Source organism: Flavicella sp. (assembly GCF_029238425.1).
In the GTDB taxonomy this organism is placed as follows: Bacteria; Bacteroidota; Bacteroidia; order Flavobacteriales; family Flavobacteriaceae; genus Flavicella.
Map to the genome: position 1 here is coordinate 1 of NZ_JAQWGB010000113.1, position 19,975 is coordinate 19,975.

Consider the following 19,975-nt stretch of genomic DNA (forward strand, 5'->3'; position numbering starts at 1 on the left):
CTGTAAGATCATTTGTGTAAAAGGAGTAGAGTGAAGCGTTCTGATAAGAATTTACAAATAATTTCGGCTGACCTTTTGTTTCTTTATAAATATCTTGTACCCATTGTTTGTTGCCATGCATTTCTAATTGGATCGGTATAATACCGTCATTAGCCATAATAATTCGAGCCAAACAAATTATAACAAGATTCACTATCGCGAGCTTATTGAATATTTTTCTACTCTTATGGTTTTTCGTTAAATAGAGGAAGGTAATTAAGATCAACGGAAAGGTAATTGGAATGGTCCATTGTGCTTGAGTAGGTCCTTTGAAAGACATTACAAAGAAGAAGGAGATAAATCCAATGACGATATAATTTAAGGATTTCTGAAATAAATCCTTATTCTTAAGATTTTTGAAAAAAGCAAAATACATGATAGGAAACGTAAAACCTAAGATTGCAATTTGATTTAATAAATGCTTAGTTGTATAATCTATTCTATAGGTTCTAGAGCTAGACCTTTCAAATAGATGATACCGAATAGATGGGTAGTCGTTGTTGATCTGCCATAATAAGTGTGGTGAAAATAATACGATCGCTCCCAGAATACTTAGCCAAAATTCTTTTTTTGTTAAGAGTCTTAGATTTGATAAAAGAGTAAAGACTACAATTAAAAGTCCGGTGTATTTGCTATACAGTAATCCTGCTATGGAAACGGAAAATAAAGCATAGGCTTGCCAATCGTTTGAGGTTATTATTCTTTTGTACGAAATCAAAAATAACACCATGAAAAATAACAAAGGCGTATCAGGTACTGTGATAAAACCGTAAACATTAAAAAGAAAAGTTGATAAAACTATCATAAGAAACAACTTCAAATGATCTTTTTTGTTAGGGATGTCTATTAATTTCCAAAGTAAGTAGACAATCGTACTATAAAAAATAGATGACATAAATCTGACGCCGAGTTCAACTGAAAAAAAAATATCACTTATAAAAATGTATAAAGCAACCATAGGAGGGTGATCAAAATAACCCCAGTCTAAAAATTTGCTGTACATCCAATAATAAGCTTCGTCTTGTAGAAGTTCTGTACTGTAAGCCTGAATCATGTTGATGATAGCTACCCCAACAAGTACAATGGTTAATAAATTCTTTTTCATAGTCAAGTTCTTATGCAGGTGCTTGGTTCTTGTGTTTAAATCTTTTGTGAGTCCAAAAATAGTATTGAGGCTTTTCGTTTATTTGCTTTTCAGCTCTCTCTAAAAACATGTCGGTAATTTCAAAATCTTTGTACTCTCTTGGGTGTTTGGCTAAAATTTCAAAGCTTACTTCATAATGACTTCTTTTAACTCTGTCAACCTTCATATAAATAACAGTAAAGTCATGTTTTTTAGCTAGCATTTCTGCTCCCGTATGAATTGGTACGGTTACATTTAGAAATTTTGACCAATAGTGTGTTTTTTGTACGGCAGGTGATTGATCGCTTAAGAGGCCATACAGAGATAGTTTGTCATTTTGTTTGTTTTGTATTACTTTTTTTAAGGTATGATTCGTTTGGATAAAACTTCCTCCAAAGCGACTTCTGTTTTCTTTAACAAGATTGTTAAAATGGGGGTTTTTTATTTTGGAATAAACACCCACGCAATTTATTGAGGTGAAGCTTGCTAGGTTTACAATCCATTCCCAATTGGCATAATGAGCCCCCATGATAATAATACTTTTATTTAAAGCCTCCAGTTCTCTAAAAATTTCTGGGTTTGTGTATTTGTATCTCTTGTTCAAATCTTTTTCTGAAATGGTAAAAGATTTTATCATTTCAACAAAAATATCCGTGAAGTGGCGAAAGAAATGTCTTCTCGTTTTTAGAAGTTCTTTTTCACTTTTTGATGGAAATGCAAGTTTAAGATTGTCAAGAACAACCTCTTTTCTGTAACTGAAAACATAGTATAACATAAAATATGCAAAATCAGATATTCTGTGTAGTAAAAAGAATGGTAGCTTTGAGAAAAACCAAATTATTGGGTAGACAATTAAAAATTGTAAACGCTGCATATGAAATGAATTTAAGGATACAAATATAAGTAATCCAATTTATTGATGTTTGACGTTTTAAAGCAAAATTTTAGAATTAAAAAAAATACAGGTATTTTAATAAATGGTTCGGTTTTTGAATCAAATGGTATAGAAAAATATTTTTTTTTAATTGAGAATTAGTTTTTATCTTTAGCCGGGCGTTTTATTATTATGAACAATTTTGTACTCAGTATTATTATTATCAATGTTTTGTTTTCGTATAAAGGAATTCAAGATAGGTTGTTTTTAGATAGATATAAATTCCAAGTAGGTCCTATTTTAGCAGGACAGAAATTACGCCTTTTTACTTCCGGCTTTTTGCATATAGATTATATGCACCTTGGATTTAACATGTATGCGTTGTATATATTCTCAGATGCTGTTGTAGATTCTTTAGGGGTTCTTAATTTTTTAATAGTGTATGTGGGAAGTATGTTTCTCGGGAATTTATTCTCCTTGGCGTATCATAAAAACGAACCTTATTATAGTGCTGTAGGAGCTTCTGGTGCTGTCTCAGGTATTGTTTATAGTGCGGTGATGTTGTATCCGAATATGAGTTTGATTATGTTTCCTATTCCAATTCCTATACCCGGTTACATCTTTGGTATTGGGTATTTGTTGTATTCTATTTATGCAATGAAAAAACAATTGGGTAATGTTGGGCATAGCGCGCATCTTGGTGGTGCGATTGGAGGTTTCGGGTTGACACTTCTTTTGTATCCTCAATTGATTTTTGAAAATCCAGTAATGATAGGTTTGTTAGCAATACCGATAGTCTTACTTTTTGTTGTTGAGAAAAGAATCACAAATTAAAATATATTAGAAAATAAAAAAAGCCTTATCATTTGATAAGGCTTTTTTTGAGCGAAAGACCGGGTTCGAACCGGCGACATTCAGCTTGGAAGGCTGACGCTCTACCAACTGAGCTACTTTCGCGGTATTGCGGGGCAAAGATACTTTCTTTTTTAGATCTACCAAGAAAAAAATCAATAAAATTCGTTATTATCTCGTAACACTTTGATAAAGTGGTATCCATAAATTTCATAGCCTTCGTTTAAATAAAATTTATGTGATTTTCGGTTCCCTGTATAAGCATTTAGCTCTGTTGCTTCGTAGCCTTTTTGCTTGGCATAGTTGTAAATCCAGTCAAATAATTGTTTTCCAATGTTTTTACCTCTAAAATTAGGGTGGATAATAACATGGTCTGGTTCTACAGTTTTACCAATATAATGTCTTGTCAAGGTCCATAATCCACATATACCTATTAATTCTTTATCTAAATAAATACCAATACATTCATAGTTTTGTGTAGTCATATCCAAAACACTTTCTTTTAAAATAGAAGTTGGAGTTTTCGTATTGAGTAAGGATAGCAAGGGTATAATACTCAGAATATCTACTTTAGGTATTATTTTAATAAAGGGTGTATCCATTGCGTTAAATAGGTTTATAATATATCTCCTTAAAAATTATTAATTTATCAGAGAAATTATTTGGTGGTAAAAAATAATTAATTAAATTTGCTGCTCATATCAAGAAAATGAAAAACACATTTGCATTTAATAGTTTCTATTTCTTCTTTTATTTTTTTAAAAGAAGCGAGACTTTCTGTGTGTTGTAAAAATAAAAAATAAATAATACAATTTAGAAAGTCTCGAGAAATCGGGACTTTTTTTGTTTATATAGATATTGAGAAAAATGAAAGTAGCCATACAGGGAATAAAAGGATCTTACCATCATATTGTTGCAGAAAATTATTTTGGAATAAATAATGAAATGGATGAGTGTATGACGTTTGCAGAAATGCCTGATAAAGTGTTGTCAGATGCAGTAGATATTGCTGTTATGGCTATTGAGAATTCTATTGCTGGTGCTATTTTATCGAATTATGCTTTAATTGATGAGGCAGATGTTACTGTGGTAGGGGAGTATTATTTACCTATTCATCACAATTTAATGGCGCTACATGGACAAGATATTTCTGAGATAAAAGAAGTGTATTCACATCCAATGGCTTTGTTGCAATGTCGAAAGTTTTTTAGAAAATATCCGCACATTCATTTGATTGAGGATAAAGATACTGCTGATGTAGCAAAAAGGATTCGAGATAAAAAATTGAAAGGAGTTGCAGCAATTGCAAGTTCTTTAGCGGCTGAGATATATGATTTAGAAATCCTTGCTTCTGAAATTCAAACAGTAAAAGACAATCACACTCGTTTTGTTATTGTTGAGAAAAAGGGAAAAGATTTAATTGAATTTCCTACCAAAGCTTCCATAAAATTTGTCTTAAAGGATGAGAGTGGTTCGTTAGGAGAGGTGTTGATGGAGTTGGCAAAACATAAAGTGAATTTGTCAAAAATTCAGTCGTTGCCAATAATTGATAAGCCATGGGAATATGCGTTTTTCGCAGATTTAGTATTTACAGATTATATAGAATATAAAAATGCCCTTTCTGATATTACATCAAAAGTATCTAGTTGTAAAGTGTTAGGAGAATATAAAAAGAATTAAGGAATGATTTCAAAAGCAAATAGATTAAACGATGTTAAGGAATACTATTTCTCAAAAAAATTAAGAGAGGTAGGTCAATTGATCTCAAAGGGGAAACCAATCATTAGTTTAGGGATTGGAAGTCCAGATTTGAATCCACCGACTGAGGTCTTAGAAGCTTTAACGTCTTCTTTGGGAGATGTGATGGCTCATGGGTATAAAAGTTACCAAGGAATTCCTGAGTTACGAGCTGCCATGTCCGGTTTTTATGAAAACTTTTTTAATGTAACCTTAAATCCGGCGAATGAAATTTTACCGTTGTTAGGTTCAAAAGAAGGGATTATGCATATCTCAATGGCATTTTTAAATGAAGGAGATCAAGTTTTGATACCAAACCCGGGATACCCAACGTATAGTTCTGTTGCGAAATTGGTAGGAGCAGAGGCTTTGGAATATAACTTGGTTGCGGATAATGGATGGTTGCCAAACTATGAGGAAATTGAAAAGAATGATTTGTCAAAGGTGAAAATTATGTGGGTTAACTATCCACATATGCCTACTGGGACAAAAGCTTCAGATGAATTGTTTGCTAGATTGATTGCCTTTGCAAAAAAGCATGATATTCTGTTGGTAAATGACAATCCTTATAGTTTTATTTTAAATGATAATCCTAAAAGTATTTTTCAGTATGAAGGAGCGAAAGAGGTCGCACTTGAGCTGAACTCCTTGAGTAAGTCTTTTAATATGGCCGGTTGGCGCGTTGGAATGGTTTCTGGAGCAGAGGTGTACTTGTCTGAAGTATTGAAAGTGAAAAGTAATATGGATTCTGGAATGTTTTATGGGATTCAAAAGGGAGCAATAAAGGCATTAGAATTATCTAAAGATTGGTTTGAAGAAATCAACGTTATCTATGAAAAACGAAGAGCTTTGACATGGAGAATATTGGATGCTTTGAATTGTCAATATAATTCTGAAAATGGAGGAATGTTTGTTTGGGCAAAGTTGCCTGAAGGAATTACTTCTGTACAGATGACTGATAAAATGTTGTATGAGAAGGATGTGTTTTTAACTCCTGGAACGGTATTCGGTTCAAATGGAGAAGGGTATATTCGATTATCTTTATGTGTTTCTGAGGAGAAACTAGAAAAAGTTTTAGAAAGAGTTTCTTAAGAATAAGAAATGTTGAAAAATAGTAAAATGAGTAAAAAAGTTGCAGTTATTGGGTTGGGTCTTATTGGAGGATCTGTTGCTTTAGAACTAAAAAAACGCTTCGAATGGACTGTTTTTGGAGTCGATGCAAGTGCAGAAAATGCAAAAAAAGCATTGGAACTTGGTATTATTGATGAAATTGCTGAATTTTCTGTGGTAAAAACAGTGGATGTTGTGGTGATTGCAATTCCAGTGAATCATGCGCCACAACTGGCTTTAGAGGTGTTAGATGTGGTAAAAAGTGATGCCTTGGTTTTTGATGTTGGTTCAACTAAAGAAAACATTTGTAAAAAAGTTGTAAAGCATTCAAAAAGAGTTAATTTTGTGGCCGTTCATCCAATTGCCGGAACTGAATTCTCTGGACCTGAAGCAGCAATCTATAATTTGTTCGATGGAAAGGTAAATATCATTTGTGACAAGGAGTTGAGCAGTGAGCAATCTATCCAAAAAACGATGGAGATTTTTGATGGATTAAACATGAGAACAATCTTTATGGATAGTAAAGAACATGATAAGCATATTGCTTACGTCTCTCATTTATCTCACATAAGTTCTTTTATGTTGGGGAAAACTGTTTTGGAAATCGAAAAAGATGAAAAAAACATTTTTGATATGGCGGGGAGTGGTTTTGAATCTACTGTCCGTTTAGCAAAAAGTTCTCCAAAAATGTGGTCGCCAATTTTTGTTGGAAACAAAAAAAATATTTTAACCTCTTTAGATGGTTTTATAAAAAACCTGCAAGAGTTTAAAGAATTGATAGAAAACGAGGATACGGAAGCATTGAAGAATTCGATGTCGGAAACGAACTACATAAAAGAAATACTAAACGGAATAAAAAAATAATAAAATAAATTAAAAGGAAGCTATTGAGTTAGCTGAATTTTAAAACAACTTTAGAAACTAGATTAAAATGGAAAATACGAAAGAATTCAGAACTTGGTTAGATGACATGCAATTAGACCATCCTTTGGTAATTGCTGGACCTTGTAGTGCAGAAACAGAAGAGCAAGTATTAAAAATTGCTCACGAATTGAAAAACACAGATGCTACTGTTTTTAGAGCAGGTGTTTGGAAACCAAGAACAAGACCGGGAGGGTTTGAAGGAGTTGGAGCAGTTGCTTTACCTTGGTTGCAAAGAGTAAGAAAAGAAACAGGAATGAAAATTGCTGTTGAGGTTGCTAATTTAGCACACGTAAAATTAGCTTTAGAAGCTGATGTTGATATCCTTTGGTTAGGTGCTAGAACTACAGTAAACCCATTTGCAGTTCAAGAAATTGCTGATGCTTTAAACGGAACAGATAAAATTGTTTTGGTGAAAAACCCAATCAACCCAGATTTAGCTTTATGGTTAGGTGGTGTTGAGCGTTTGTATACTGCTAATATCAAAAAATTAGGTGTAATTCATAGAGGGTTCTCTTCTTACAAGAAAACTAGCTATAGAAATGTACCACAATGGCAATTGCCAATTGCTTTGAAGCAACAATTCCCAGATTTACCAATCATCAATGATCCATCTCATATTTGTGGAAACAGAACTGGTATCGAAGGAATTTCTCAAATTGCTTTAGATTTAAACTTTGAAGGATTGATGATTGAAACTCATGTTGATCCAGATAACGCTTGGTCTGATGCTGCACAGCAAATTACTCCAGATCGTTTGGTTGAAATCATGAACGATTTAAAAGTAAGAGAGCCAAAAGCAGAAGGAGAAGCTTTGGATCAATTGACAGGTCTAAGAGCTGAAATTGATGTAATTGACAATCATATTTTAGATACTTTAGCTGAAAGAATGAAAGTTGTTGAGCAAATCGGAGAGGTAAAGAAAGGTGAAAACATTTCTATCTTACAAGATGACAGATGGGCAACTATTTTAGAAACAGTTAAGAAAGAAGCTGCTGTAAGAGGATTAAGTGATGCTTTTGTTGAATCTGTTTTTAAAGCAATTCACCAAGAATCAATCAATCATCAAGAAGCAATCGTATCAGGAAAGTAATTTCTTGAAGATTATTTCTCAAACAATATAAGAATACCACAAGTTTCTCAATTTATTGAGGTCTTTGTGGTATTTTTGTTTTTAAAAGTTATTTGTTGTTAATAGTTTGCAATAGAATATAGTTTATGAATGGAGTAGTTGTTAAATCTACAGGGAGTTGGTATTCAGTTCGTACAGAAAACGGAGAAATACATAAATGTAGGATTCGTGGTAAATTTCGTATAGACGGGATTAAAAGTACTAATCCTGTTTCTGTTGGTGATATTGTGGGTTTTGAATTAGAACCTCAGAAAGAAACGGGTGTAATCAAACATATCCATGAACGTACAAACTATATCGTTAGAAAGTCGGTTAATTTATCTAAAAGAACTCATATAATTGCTTCAAATATAGATCGTGCTTTTCTGGTAATTACTATAGACAATCCACCAACTACAACTAGTTTTATTGATCGGTTTTTAGTGTCTGCTGAGGCGTATCATATTCCTGTTACTTTATTATTTAATAAGATAGATACGTATGATGAAGAAGCGCATGATTTAAAAGACGAGTTGATTGATATTTATGAAAATATTGGTTATGAATGTATTGAGATTTCAGCAAAAGAGGGGATTCATGTGGATGACGTAAAGGAATTAATGATTGATAAAGTTACTTTGTTTTCCGGGCATTCTGGAGTTGGGAAATCAACACTTGTGAATACCATAGAGCCTGCATTGAATTTAAAAACGTTAGAGATTTCTGAGCAACATAAACAAGGTCAGCATACTACAACATTTGCTGAAATGCATCCATTGAGTTTTGGTGGATATATTATAGATACACCTGGGATAAAAGGATTTGGAATTGTTGATTTTGAAGAAGATGAGATTTCTGGTTATTTTCCTGAGTTTTTTGAGTTAAAACAGGAGTGTAAGTTTCATAATTGCAAACATATTGATGAGCCTAAATGTGCAGTGAAAATGGGATTGGAAAAGGATAGAATTGCTCCCTCTAGATATTTTAGTTATGTACAAATTATGAGAGGAGAAGAGGAGCATTTCAGACAAGATATTTACAGTCAAAAAAAGTAAAATGAAAGTCGTTCTTCAAGTAGTAAAAGAAGCTTCTGTCAGCATAGAAAATAAAATATTTTCTGAAATTAATCATGGACTTTTAATTCTCGTAGGGATAGAAGATTCAGATTCCGATTTGGATATTAATTGGTTGTCAAATAAGATTACCAACATGCGTGTTTTTGTCGATGAAAATCATACCATGAATCTTTCTGTTAAAGACGTGTTGGGAGATATTTTGGTTGTAAGTCAGTTTACGTTACAAGCAAGCACAAAGAAAGGGCACAGACCTTCCTATATAAAGGCATCAAAACCTGATGTAGCCATTCCAATGTATGAGAAATTTGTATCTCAATTGGAGACTGATTTAGGGAAGTCTGTTTTTACGGGAGTTTTTGGAGCGGATATGAAAGTTTCATTAGTAAATGAAGGACCCGTAACTATTGTAATGGACTCAAAGGATAAAAAATAAAAACTCTTATATTCGAAGTGTTATTCAATCTTATTTTATGTCGGAAAACAAAGCAGTAAGTAATGTCTTAAAAATTGGAGAATCTTTAATTCCAGTTGTCTTACTAGTATGTTTGTTAGCCTATAATATATTTTTTTCTGAGGGAGTTTTATTCGGAGATTATTCGAATCAATATATCTTATTATTGGCGGCGTTTGCAGCAATAATTATTGGTGTGAATAAAAAAATAGCGATCTCTTTAATGATAAAAGAGATATATAACAATCTAAAAAGTGTTCTAGTTCCTGTTTTGATATTGTTTTTGGTAGGTGCCTTAGCGGGAACATGGTTGATAAGTGGCGTTATTCCAGCGATGGTGTATTATGGATTACGAGTGCTAAGTGCAGAGATTTTCTTGCCTGCAGCTGTAATTATTTCTGCTATTATATCTATAGCAACAGGTAGTTCATGGACGACTTCAGCTACAGTTGGTATTGCACTAGTGGGAGTTGGCACTGCCCTTGGCATTCCACCGGGAATGGTGGCCGGTGCAGTTATCTCAGGAGCCTATTTTGGTGATAAAATGTCTCCTTTGAGTGATACAACAAATTTAGCTCCGGCAATGGCTGGTACTGATCTGTTTACCCATATCAAATATATGTCTTTAACTACGGTTCCTACTTTGTTGGTTACTTTACTAGTATTTACAATAATAAGTTTGAATCTTACGACAACAGGTGATACAGATTTGTCTGAAATGTTTAGTGTGATTGAACAAACTTTTTATATAACACCATGGTTGTTTGCTGTTCCGGTTACAGTGATTGGATTGATTCTCTTAAAAGTAAAGCCTCTATTGGCTTTATTATCTGGGGTTGTCTTGGCTGCGATATTTGCTGTGTATTTTCAATCAAATGTTGTTTTGCAAATTTCAGGTTCTTATATTGACAGTATTTCTCAGGCCGTTTTAACCGAAGTGGAAATAGTAACAAGTCATGATGCGCTGAATGAATTGTTTGCGTCTGGAGGAATGGAAGGTATGATATGGACTATTTTGTTAATCGTTAGTGCAATGGTTTTTGGAGGAGTCATGGACGGCATAGGGGCTTTAGGAGTTATAACTGAATATTTATTAAAACGTACAAAAACGACTTTAGATTTATTTTTCGCCACGGTAGCAAGTTGTTTGGGGTTAAACATTATTGCTTCAGACCAGTATTTGGCTATTGTAATTCCGGGTAAAATGTTTAAAAAGGCTTTTGAGGAAAAAAATCTTGCCCCAGAAAATCTGAGCAGGACTTTAGAAGATTCGGGAACAGTGACTTCGGTATTAATTCCTTGGAATACCTGTGGAGCTTATCAATCTTCGGTTTTAGGAGTATCAGTTTCAGAATATTTTATCTTCGCAATATTTAATTACTTAAGTCCAATTACAACACTTATTTTTGCTGCTCTAAATTTAAAAATTAGACACATAAGTAAATAATAAATTATTTTTTTAATGAAAATTCAAGTTACCTTAGTATTTCTTTTTTTTAGTTTTTTTAGTTTCTCTCAGGAGTATTCTGTCGAAAAATTTCCCAATAGAGTAAGGTTGAGTTGGGAAACTGTTTCTATGTCTACAGAAGCTGATTTAGGTTTTGTAGGAATTGGTTTTGACCTGTTTCACTTGGTTAAAAACGCGAATACAATTTATGTAGGGGTGAGTTCCTATTCTGCTGTTACAGGTATACGTCCAGGATTAATCACTTTAGGAATGTCTGCTGGGTGGAGTCCTCAGTTAACAAAAAGTGGTTTGTTTTTAGATGTCGGTGGTTTTCTTGGAGGCGGCGGCGGCGGCGGTGCTGATGATGGTGGTGGTTTGATTGTTCGCCCACACCTAAATTTAGAGCAACGATTTGGTAATGTAGGAGTTCGATTAGGGGTTTCTCGGATAGATTTTCCCTCAGGAGGAATTTCAGGAAATCAAATAAATGTTGGCCTTACCTTGAATGGTAATAATTATTTTAAAGTAAAAGATGCTCAATATAGGTTTGTGAAATCAGAGGACTTAACCGAAGGTAAATTGAGAGTAGCTATGGTAGGGACCTCTTATTTTAACCTAAAAGATGGCTCCGTTCCTGACAAGCCTGAAGTTACTCAAGTAGGATTATTAGGAATGCAGCTTGAGGCAGATATCAATAATTACTTTTATGGACTTTTAAAATTAAATGGAGCTTTAGCAGGTGGTACAGATGGTTATATGTCAATCTTTTTGGGTGCGGGTGCTAAATTACCTGTTTTAGAAAATAGATTAAATATTGAATCTCGTGTGCTAATTGGACCAACCGGAGGTGGCGGAATACAATCTGGAGGAGGAGCTACGGTTCAAGCGGAAGTAGGGCTAACACTTTTACTCGGGCAAGGTTATGATTTGAAAATGATGGCAGGGAAAACCTTTTCTCCTTGGGGGCCTTTTGATACGAACCATGTTGAAATTGGTGTTGGGAAGACTTTTGGTAGGTTGAAACCGAAAGCAGGTTCCCAGAATAAGGATAAATTCAATGTGAAATCGAGTGATTATTATGTGAATGATTTAGCTCTCTCAATTTATAATAGAACCTATTTTCCTCCTGAGGCTTTAAATAAAAATGGAGTTCCATATTTGTCGAGCTTTAACTCTTTAGGCTTTGAAGTTCAAAAATATTTGGGAGAAAGATTTAGTCTAAATGCAGGAACGGTATGGGCTTATCAAGGAGATTATGGCGCCTATGCAGAAGGGCTTATTGGGGCTACTTATTATCAACCTATTTTTAATAAAACAAAAGTTTCTTTTAAATTGATGGTTGGAGCTGCTGGAGGAGGAGCAATAGATTTAGGCGAGGGGTTGTTGTTTGAGTATGCTGTTGGTCTTGAAAGGGAATTAAGTGATCGCTGGGATTTTGTAGTTCAAGTAGGTCAAACGCAACCATTTGAGGGGAATTTTAATCCGATTAGTTTAGATATTGGGCTGAAGTTTCATGTAAGTCAGTTGCTTAAAAAGTAAGTTTATTGTTGTTAAAAGCTAGTTAAAAAAGTTAACGGGCGTTAAAAAGAACTAAATTTATTCATGTGTTTTTTATCTTTGGTGTGAATACAAAAAATCAAAAATGAAAAAAATAGTAAGTTTAGTGTTTGTTGCTTTTTTAGGAGGAGCAATTTCTTTAGCAGGATTTTCTTATTTGGTTAAGAGCCAGAATTACGGAAGACAACAAGCATCCGAGATGGAGAATAATTTTATTCCGATTCCAACGAGTTATCCTAGTATACCGAATATAGCAGGCGAAAAAACAGATTTTGTGGATGCCGCATCTAAAAGTTTAAATGCTGTAGTCCATGTCAAAAATACATCAACGAGTACTTATCATGATCCTTTTTCAGACTTTTTCTATGGGAGAGGAAATGGTTATCCAACGGAAAGAGAGTCTGTTGGAACAGGTAGTGGTGTTTTGATTTCAAAGGATGGTTATATTGTAACCAATAATCATGTAATTGATAATGCCAATTCTATTGAGGTTACCTTGAATAATAGAAAGACGTATACTGCAGAGTTAATAGGTACTGATCCTGCGAGTGATATTGCTTTGTTAAAGATAGAAGGGAATGATTTTGAATCCTTGACTTTTGCCAATTCAGATGCAATTCAAGTCGGCGAATGGGTATTGGCAGTTGGAAATCCTTATAATTTAACATCAACCGTAACCGCAGGTATTATCAGTGCGAAAGGTAGAGATCTTGAAGGAAATTCAAATACAGAATCGTTTATTCAAACGGATGCTGCAGTAAACCCTGGTAATAGTGGAGGTGCTTTGGTGAATACAAGAGGAGAATTGATTGGAATAAATACCGCTATTTCATCACAAACAGGTTCTTTTGTAGGATATTCTTTTGCTGTACCTTCAAACATCGCTAAAAAAGTGATTGAGGATATCATGGAATTTGGAAATGTTCAGAAGGCACTCATAGGAATTCAATATGATCCTAGGAAAGATGATTTAGAAGGTGTGCGAATCACTGCGGTTACCGAAGGTGGTGGTGCTCAAAAGGCAGGCTTACAGGAAGAAGATATTATTGTCAAAATAGAAAATGTAAAAATTAGAAAATTTTCAGATTTAAAGGGGCAATTAAATGCAAAAAGACCGGGAGATAAAATTCAGGTGACAGTTCTTAGAGGAGAGACAACCTTGACTAAAATGGTTACGTTAACAGAGAACAAAACCCTTCATGTGAATTTATTAGGCTTTTCAGTAGAAGAGTTGTCAAAGTCAGAATTAAAGAAAAGAAAAGTAGATTCCGGTGTGAAAATTGTGAATATTAGAAATTCAGAATTAAAAGGACTGGGGGTTGTTGAAGGTGATGTACTGCTTGAAATAAATAATGAAAAGGTGACGAACGTGGCTCAGGTTGATACGCTATTAAAAGAAAAATCGGAAGATGGTTATTTGAAATTAGGAATTTTAAATTCTAAAGGAGTTAAAGAGAATTATATTTTTAGATAATAGCGTTAAAAAATAATAATAGAAGCCGATACTAAAAAGTATCGGCTTTTTATTTGTTTTTTTATAGTGATTCAAAAGGGAGGAAAGCTGCGCTATTTTTTTTACTTTTACTTTTTAAAATTGACTATAATCTAACAAATATGAAATTTACTCTATATGCTCTCCTATTGAGTGTGCTTACCATTTCTTCATGCAAAGAAGAAAAACAAGTAAAACTTCCACCTCAGAAATTAAAAGTTATTGAAATTACACCTAGAACGGTTCCTATTTATAGAGAGTTTGTGGGGCAGGTTTACGGAAAAAGTGATATTCCAATTAGAGCTAGGGTTGAAGGTTTTTTGGATGATATTCATTTTAAAGAAGGGAGTAGCGTAAAAAAAGGACAATTACTATACAGCATTGATCCTGATCCTTTCAAACAAGACGTAGCTACCGAGGAAAGTAGACTGGCACAGTCTAAGACCAATCTAATTCAAAAAGAAAGTGATTTAGAAAGAGTAGAGCCACTAGCAGAAATAGATGCTGTGAGTAAGCGTGAATTGGATATGGCGCGAGCTCAAAGAGATGCAGCGAGATCAGAAGTAAGAGCAGCAAAGGCAAGTTTGGAATTAGCGAAAATTAATTTAGGGTATACGAAAATCTACTCTCCATTAAATGGATTGATAGGTAAAACTTTGGCTAGAGAAGGTGAATTTGTGGGTAAAAATCCGAATCCAGTTATACTAAATACGGTTTCAAGAGTGGATTCAGTAAGAGTGCAGTTCTTTCTTTCTGAAAATGATTATTTGTTAATGGCTAGAGAATACAAAGCAGCGAAAGAAGAAAAGTTTAAAGAGGAGGACTCCAAAGAGAATGTACAATTGATCTTGTCGGATAGAAGTACTTATAAGCACAAAGGACATATCGATTTTATTGATAGAAATGTAGATCCAACAACTGGAGCTATTTTACTTCAGGCATCTTTTCCTAATCCAGACAGAATCATTAGACCAGGTCAGTTTGGTAGAGCCAAGATTAATATTAGAAATGCAGAAAATGCATTGTTAGTTCCTCAGAAATGCTTAAAAGAACTACAAGGAGATTACTCATTATTTGTGGTAAACGAGGAAAATAAAGTAGAAAATAGAGCAGTGGAGATTGGTTTGGCTGTGGATGATTTTAGATTGATAAAATCAGGATTAAAACCTGGAGAAAAAATAATATTAGACGGAATTCAAAAAGTTAGAGCTGGGATGGAAATTGTTCCTGATTTAGTTGAATTCGAAAGTAGAACAGTAAAATAAAAATATGTCTGATAGCAAAGGGAATTTTTTCGTACACCGTCCAATTGTTGCTATTGTTATAGCAATAATTATCGTAATTGTTGGTGCTGTTTCGGTGATAGGCTTGCCTATCGAACAGTATCCAAATTTAACACCACCAATAGTAGAAGTTAGGGCTACTTATACAGGTGCAAATGCCACAAATGTTGAAGAATCAGTAGCGACACCTCTTGAGCAGGAGATGAATGGAGTTGATAATATGATCTATATGAAATCTACCAATGCCAATGATGGTACTATGGTAATACAGGTTTCATTTGATGTAGGAACAGATCCTGATATGAATACAGTATTGGCTCAAAATAGAGTTTCTGCCGCAACAGCAAAATTACCTGCGGCTGTGACGAAATACGGAGTTACGACAAAAAAATCGTTACCGAATATTTTGATGCTTATTTCATTGACATCTGAAAACAAGGCTCATAACGACCAGGATTTCTTGGGGAACTATGCTTTGATTAACATTAAAGATCAGTTGGCAAGATTAAAGGGAATTGGACGTGTAGATGTCATGGGAGCAGCTAATTACTCCATGAGAATCTGGATCAAACCAGACCGATTGTCAAGATTAGGAATTACGGTTTCTGAAATGATCGATGCCATTAACCAACAAAATTTAATTGTACCTGGTGGTAAATTTGGTGCAGAGCCGGCTCCGGCAGGAACAGAGTTTACCTATACGGTTAGATTACCTGAAAGATTTAATTCTCCAGAAGCTTTTGAAGAAATCGTTATTCGGACAAAATCAGATGGGTCTAATGTAAAGATTGGAGATGTAGCAAGAGTTGATTTAGGAGTAGAAACATATAATATGATTCCTCGTTTGGGCGTGAATGCTGAAGGGAGAGATTCTATTCCAAAAGAATCTGCAATTGTTGCATTATATCAAGCTCCAGGTTCAAACGCCGTAGAGTTGGCTGAAAATGCTGTAAAGCAAATGAGTGAATTATCTAAGGACTTTCCAGCAGGAATGCGATATGATGTTTCATTGGATTCAACGTTGCCAATTACTGCGGGTATAAAAGATATTATTGTTACCCTTATTATAGCTTTAATTTTGGTGATTTTAGTAGTATTTATTTTTATCCAGGATTGGAGAGCAACATTGATACCTACCCTGGCAATTCCGGTTTCATTGGTGGGGGCTTTTATGTTTTTTCCAGCTTTAGGATTTACTATTAATGTATTGTCTTTATTAGGATTGGTCCTAGCTATTGGTATTGTGGTGGATGATGCCATTGTTGTGGTAGAAGCTGTTCAGGTTAATATCGCTTCTGGTATGAATTCAAAAGAAGCGACCTTAGATGCCATGCGAAAAGTTACGGCACCTGTGATTGCAACTACTTTAGTATTGGTGGCTGTATTTATTCCAGTAGCAGGAATGGCGGGAATCACAGGGTTATTATATCAGCAGTTTGCGATTACCATTGTAGTGTCTGTAATTGTATCTTCTGTCAATGCATTGACATTAAGTCCAGCTTTGTGTAGCTTATTATTGAAAGAGCCAAAACCATACGGTGGACTTTTAGGAAAGTTTTTTGATGCATTCAACAAATGGATGGGGAAAAGTACAGATGCTTACATGAGTTATACCAATATTATTTCTGGTAAAATCAAAAGAGGTGCAATATTTATTGTAATTCTAACCATTGGAGCTGGGATCTTTGGGAAAATGGTTCCTGGTGGGTTTATTCCTGAAGAGGATATGGGATATTTTTATGTGAATCTTCAATTGCCAAATGCCGCTTCTTTACAGCGTTCGGATAAAGTAGCAAGTGATGTAGAAGCCATATTATTAAATTACCCTGAGGTGGAATATGTAACAAACGCAACTGGATACAGTATGCTTTCTGGTTCCATGGCCTCAAATAATGGATTTATGTTCGTAACGCTAAGAGATTGGTCGGAACGTGAAGCCACCGTAAAAGAAGTCATTGATAGGCTTAATGTTGAATTGGCACAAAAAATAAAGGGAGCACAGGCATTTGCTTTTGGACCTCCGGCAATTCCAGGACTTGGTAACGGGTCTGGGTTTAGTATCATGGTGCAAGATAAAGGGGGGAATACTCCTGAATATCTTTCAGAAAATACTAATAAATTTATCATGGCAGCGAATGCAAGGCCTGAGATAGGAAGAGCATTTACCACTTTCCAGGCAACCGTGCCTCAACGATATATGGATATTGATAAGGAGAAAGCACTGAAACTCGGGATATCTTTAAATGAATTATACACCACTGTTGGTGCATTCATGGGAGGTGCCTATGTAAATGATTTTACGAGGTTTGGTAGATTGTATAAAACATATATTCAGGCAGAGAATGAGTATCGCGTTGACGAGTCACAAATTGAAAACTTTTTTATAAAAAACAAGGATGGGAATATGGTTCCGTTATCAACGGTAGCAACAATTACTCCTATTTCAGGTCCAGATTATACAACACGATTTAATTTATTTAGATCTGTTGAAGTTACGGGTGGTCCTGCTCCGGGATATACATCTACTGAGGCTATGAATGCTTTGAAGGAAGTTGCCGCTGAGACCTTACCATCAGATATGACCACTTCTTGGAATGCAATGTCGTATCAAGAGAATAAGGCTTCAGGGTCTTTAGGTACAATCTTAACCTTTTCATTGGTATTTGTATTCTTGATTTTAGCCGCTCAGTATGAAAGTTGGTCGTTGCCGTTTAGTATTCTGTTAGGAACACCATTTGCAATTTTTGGAGCCCTTTTTGCTCTATGGGTCTCGAGGTTATTCAGTCCGTCTTTCGAAAACAATATTTTTGCTCAAGTTTCTTTTGTGATGTTGATTGGTATGGCAGCAAAGAATGCCATTCTAATTGTAGAATTTGCAAATGATGAATTTCAGAAAGGTAAAAGTTTGTTTGATGCAGCAATTGATGCAGCACGATCTAGGTTTAGACCTATTTTAATGACAGCCTTTTCATTTATTTTAGGGGTGTTTCCTTTGGTAGTAGCTTCCGGAACTGGTTCAGAAGCAAGAAGGGTAATGGGAATGGCTTTGCTTGGAGGAATGACTTTGGCAACCTTTTTAGGTGTTTTCATGTATCCTATGTTGTTTATTTTAATTGGTAAACTAGCAGGATATGAGAAAAAAAGAGAACAGCAACAATTGAATGAATTAGAAACTTCTAAAGGAGCTAGCGATGAAAATTAATTTGTCTACATATATAAGTTTGTTTGTAATAGGTTTGCTAATCTATTCATGTGCAGTAGGACCTAATTATCACAAGCCTAAAGATCAAACAACATCAGAATTTAGATTTAAATCGAAAGATAGTACCTTGACTGATAGTGTTGTTAACTTGAAGTGGTGGGAGATTTTTCAGGATAGTGTTATTGATACTTTAGTGCGCCAGGCATTGGTGAATAATAAAAACTTGTTGATTGCAGCAAGTAGAATAGAACAGGCTAGAGCAAATGTAAAATTCACAAATGCTGATAGATTGCCACAGTTTAGTTACAATGCAAGTGCTGGTAGAAATTTGGCTTTTGCAAATATTTTTCCTGATAATAAAGGATTTAATAGTTACAATGCCACAGTAAATGCTAGTTGGGAGATTGATTTTTGGGGTAAATATAAGCGCTCCACAGAATCTGCGAAGGCGGAGTTGATGAGCACATTGTATGCAAAAAGAGCCATTGAAATTGCATTGATCAGTGAAATTGCGACCAACTATTTTAAATTAATTGGATACCGTACGCAATTAGAAATTTCAAACAAAACATTAGTGAGTAGAGATAGTACTTTGACTATAATTCAGAATAGATTTGATTTTGGATATACGCATATTATTGATGTGAATCAGGCTGAAATTCAAAAAGCAATTGCCCAAACTGCTGTTCCGTATTACAAAAGATTGATTGCTATAACAGAAAATAATCTTAGTGTATTAGTTGGTAAAATGCCCGACGAAGTTAAAACGAACATCACCTATTATGATTATGAATTGCCAGATTCTATTCCAGTTGGGATACCATCAGAAGTTTTGTTAAGACGTCCAGATGTTTTGCAAGCCGAACAAAATTTTAGAGTTTCAAATGCTAAAGTTGGTGTTGCACAAGCAATGAGATATCCTTCCTTTAGTTTAACAGGGTTGTTAGGATTGGGGAGTAATGAGTTGTCAACGGTATTGGATAATGGATTAGGATGGGGAGCTTCAGCAGGTATCACTGGACCTATTTTTAATTTCGGAAAAAACAAAAAGAGAGTAGATATTGCAAGAGAAGTTGCGAAACAGTCTTTGTTGTCTTATGAAAATACTGTGCTAAATTCTATGAAAGAAGTCAGTAACTCTTTGGTAGAAATAGAAACATTGAAAGAAGAATTAGAAGCAAGACAATTACGTTTGGATGCGGCAAATAATGCAAGTGATTTATCAAGTCAGAGATATTATCAAGGTGTAACAAGTTACTTAGAGGTTACTGAAAATCAAAGACAAGAATTTGATGCAGAATTGTCTTATTCAGATAATTTCCAACAATTATTAACAGCCTATGTGAATTTATATAAATCACTTGGTGGTGGATGGGTTTCTGAAGCTGAAATGGAGAAATATGCTGAAATTATTGCTGAAGAACGAGACATCGAATTAGATTCCATAAATAGAGACACGTTGTTTTATATGGGACAAATAGTAGATTACAAGCTTACAAAAGAGGAAGAGGAGCAACGAAAGGAGCAAAGGAAAAAGGAAAAAGAAGAGTATAAACAAAGGGAAAAGGAAGAAAAAAACTCCAAAAAGAAATAATAAAAAAAGAACATCAATTTTGATGTTCTTTTTTTTTGATAAAATTTAAGATTCAAATTGAAAATGTCTTATCATTTGTTAGATTTGTATGAAATCACATATAAGT

The 19,975-nt window shown here is 34.4% G+C and carries 16 protein-coding genes and 1 tRNA gene; 13 read left to right on the forward strand and 4 right to left on the reverse strand.

The window, feature by feature from the left end; translation table 11 throughout:
* The coding region (locus P8H68_RS08410; RefSeq protein ID WP_300323445.1) for a glycosyltransferase family 39 protein at window positions 1-1,144 on the reverse strand (1,144 nt) is incomplete at its 3' end.
* Window positions 1,145-1,154: 10 nt separating this feature from the next.
* Window positions 1,155-2,036 (reverse strand): lysophospholipid acyltransferase family protein, encoded by an 882-nt coding sequence (locus P8H68_RS08415; protein ID WP_300323448.1) that lies wholly within the window; start codon window positions 2,034-2,036, stop codon window positions 1,155-1,157.
* A gap of 192 nt (window positions 2,037-2,228) precedes the next feature.
* Here P8H68_RS08415 and P8H68_RS08420 point away from each other — a divergent pair, with 192 nt between their 5' ends.
* On the forward strand, window positions 2,229-2,870 hold the full coding sequence (locus P8H68_RS08420) for a rhomboid family intramembrane serine protease (RefSeq protein ID WP_300323451.1): 642 nt from the start codon (window positions 2,229-2,231) through the stop codon (window positions 2,868-2,870).
* Window positions 2,871-2,920: 50 nt separating this feature from the next.
* Here P8H68_RS08420 and P8H68_RS08425 read toward each other — a convergent pair.
* Together P8H68_RS08425 and P8H68_RS08430 are read right to left on the reverse strand one after the other, a co-directional pair.
* A tRNA-Gly gene (locus P8H68_RS08425) sits at window positions 2,921-2,993 on the reverse strand.
* 50 nt (window positions 2,994-3,043) lie between these two features.
* The gene (locus tag P8H68_RS08430) at window positions 3,044-3,490 is read right to left on the reverse strand and encodes a GNAT family N-acetyltransferase (protein ID WP_300323454.1); all 447 of its coding nucleotides are present in this window, start codon (window positions 3,488-3,490) and stop codon (window positions 3,044-3,046) included.
* A 265-nt stretch (window positions 3,491-3,755) separates the two neighbouring features.
* Between P8H68_RS08430 and P8H68_RS08435 the strand changes: the two genes are divergently transcribed.
* From P8H68_RS08435 to P8H68_RS08490, 12 genes are all read left to right on the forward strand, one after another.
* Window positions 3,756-4,568 (forward strand): prephenate dehydratase, encoded by an 813-nt coding sequence (locus tag P8H68_RS08435; protein WP_300323457.1) that lies wholly within the window; start codon window positions 3,756-3,758, stop codon window positions 4,566-4,568.
* Between the two features lie 3 nt (window positions 4,569-4,571).
* Window positions 4,572-5,717 (forward strand): aminotransferase class I/II-fold pyridoxal phosphate-dependent enzyme, encoded by a 1,146-nt coding sequence (locus tag P8H68_RS08440; RefSeq protein WP_300323459.1) that lies wholly within the window; start codon window positions 4,572-4,574, stop codon window positions 5,715-5,717.
* Between the two features lie 27 nt (window positions 5,718-5,744).
* Window positions 5,745-6,599, forward strand: coding sequence for a prephenate dehydrogenase (locus P8H68_RS08445; RefSeq protein WP_300323462.1), 855 nt, complete (start codon window positions 5,745-5,747; stop codon window positions 6,597-6,599).
* 67 nt (window positions 6,600-6,666) lie between these two features.
* Complete coding sequence (locus P8H68_RS08450; RefSeq protein ID WP_300323465.1) at window positions 6,667-7,749, forward strand: bifunctional 3-deoxy-7-phosphoheptulonate synthase/chorismate mutase type II; 1,083 nt, start codon at window positions 6,667-6,669, stop codon at window positions 7,747-7,749.
* Between the two features lie 125 nt (window positions 7,750-7,874).
* Window positions 7,875-8,822 carry a ribosome small subunit-dependent GTPase A gene (gene rsgA / locus P8H68_RS08455; protein ID WP_300323468.1) on the forward strand — a complete coding sequence of 316 codons (948 nt, stop codon included), beginning with the start codon at window positions 7,875-7,877 and terminating at the stop codon, window positions 8,820-8,822.
* A 1-nt stretch (window position 8,823) separates the two neighbouring features.
* Entirely contained in the window at window positions 8,824-9,276 is a 453-nt protein-coding gene (gene dtd, locus P8H68_RS08460; protein ID WP_300323471.1) for a D-aminoacyl-tRNA deacylase, read from the forward strand.
* Window positions 9,277-9,313: 37 nt separating this feature from the next.
* A complete protein-coding gene (locus tag P8H68_RS08465) occupies window positions 9,314-10,741 on the forward strand; it encodes a Na+/H+ antiporter NhaC family protein (protein WP_300323474.1) in 1,428 nt (475 codons plus the stop codon).
* 15 nt (window positions 10,742-10,756) lie between these two features.
* Window positions 10,757-12,280, forward strand: coding sequence for a hypothetical protein (locus tag P8H68_RS08470; protein ID WP_300323477.1), 1,524 nt, complete (start codon window positions 10,757-10,759; stop codon window positions 12,278-12,280).
* 103 nt (window positions 12,281-12,383) lie between these two features.
* A complete protein-coding gene (locus tag P8H68_RS08475) occupies window positions 12,384-13,772 on the forward strand; it encodes a trypsin-like peptidase domain-containing protein (RefSeq protein ID WP_300323480.1) in 1,389 nt (462 codons plus the stop codon).
* A 140-nt stretch (window positions 13,773-13,912) separates the two neighbouring features.
* Window positions 13,913-15,055 (forward strand): efflux RND transporter periplasmic adaptor subunit, encoded by a 1,143-nt coding sequence (locus P8H68_RS08480; protein ID WP_300323483.1) that lies wholly within the window; start codon window positions 13,913-13,915, stop codon window positions 15,053-15,055.
* A 4-nt stretch (window positions 15,056-15,059) separates the two neighbouring features.
* Window positions 15,060-18,275, forward strand: a complete 3,216-nt coding sequence (locus P8H68_RS08485; RefSeq protein ID WP_300323486.1) for an efflux RND transporter permease subunit — start codon at window positions 15,060-15,062, stop codon at window positions 18,273-18,275.
* Window positions 18,265-19,869 carry an efflux transporter outer membrane subunit gene (locus P8H68_RS08490; RefSeq protein ID WP_300323489.1) on the forward strand — a complete coding sequence of 535 codons (1,605 nt, stop codon included), beginning with the start codon at window positions 18,265-18,267 and terminating at the stop codon, window positions 19,867-19,869. Before P8H68_RS08485 ends, P8H68_RS08490 begins: the two co-directional genes overlap by 11 nt.
* The last annotated feature ends 106 nt before the right edge of the window (window positions 19,870-19,975 follow it).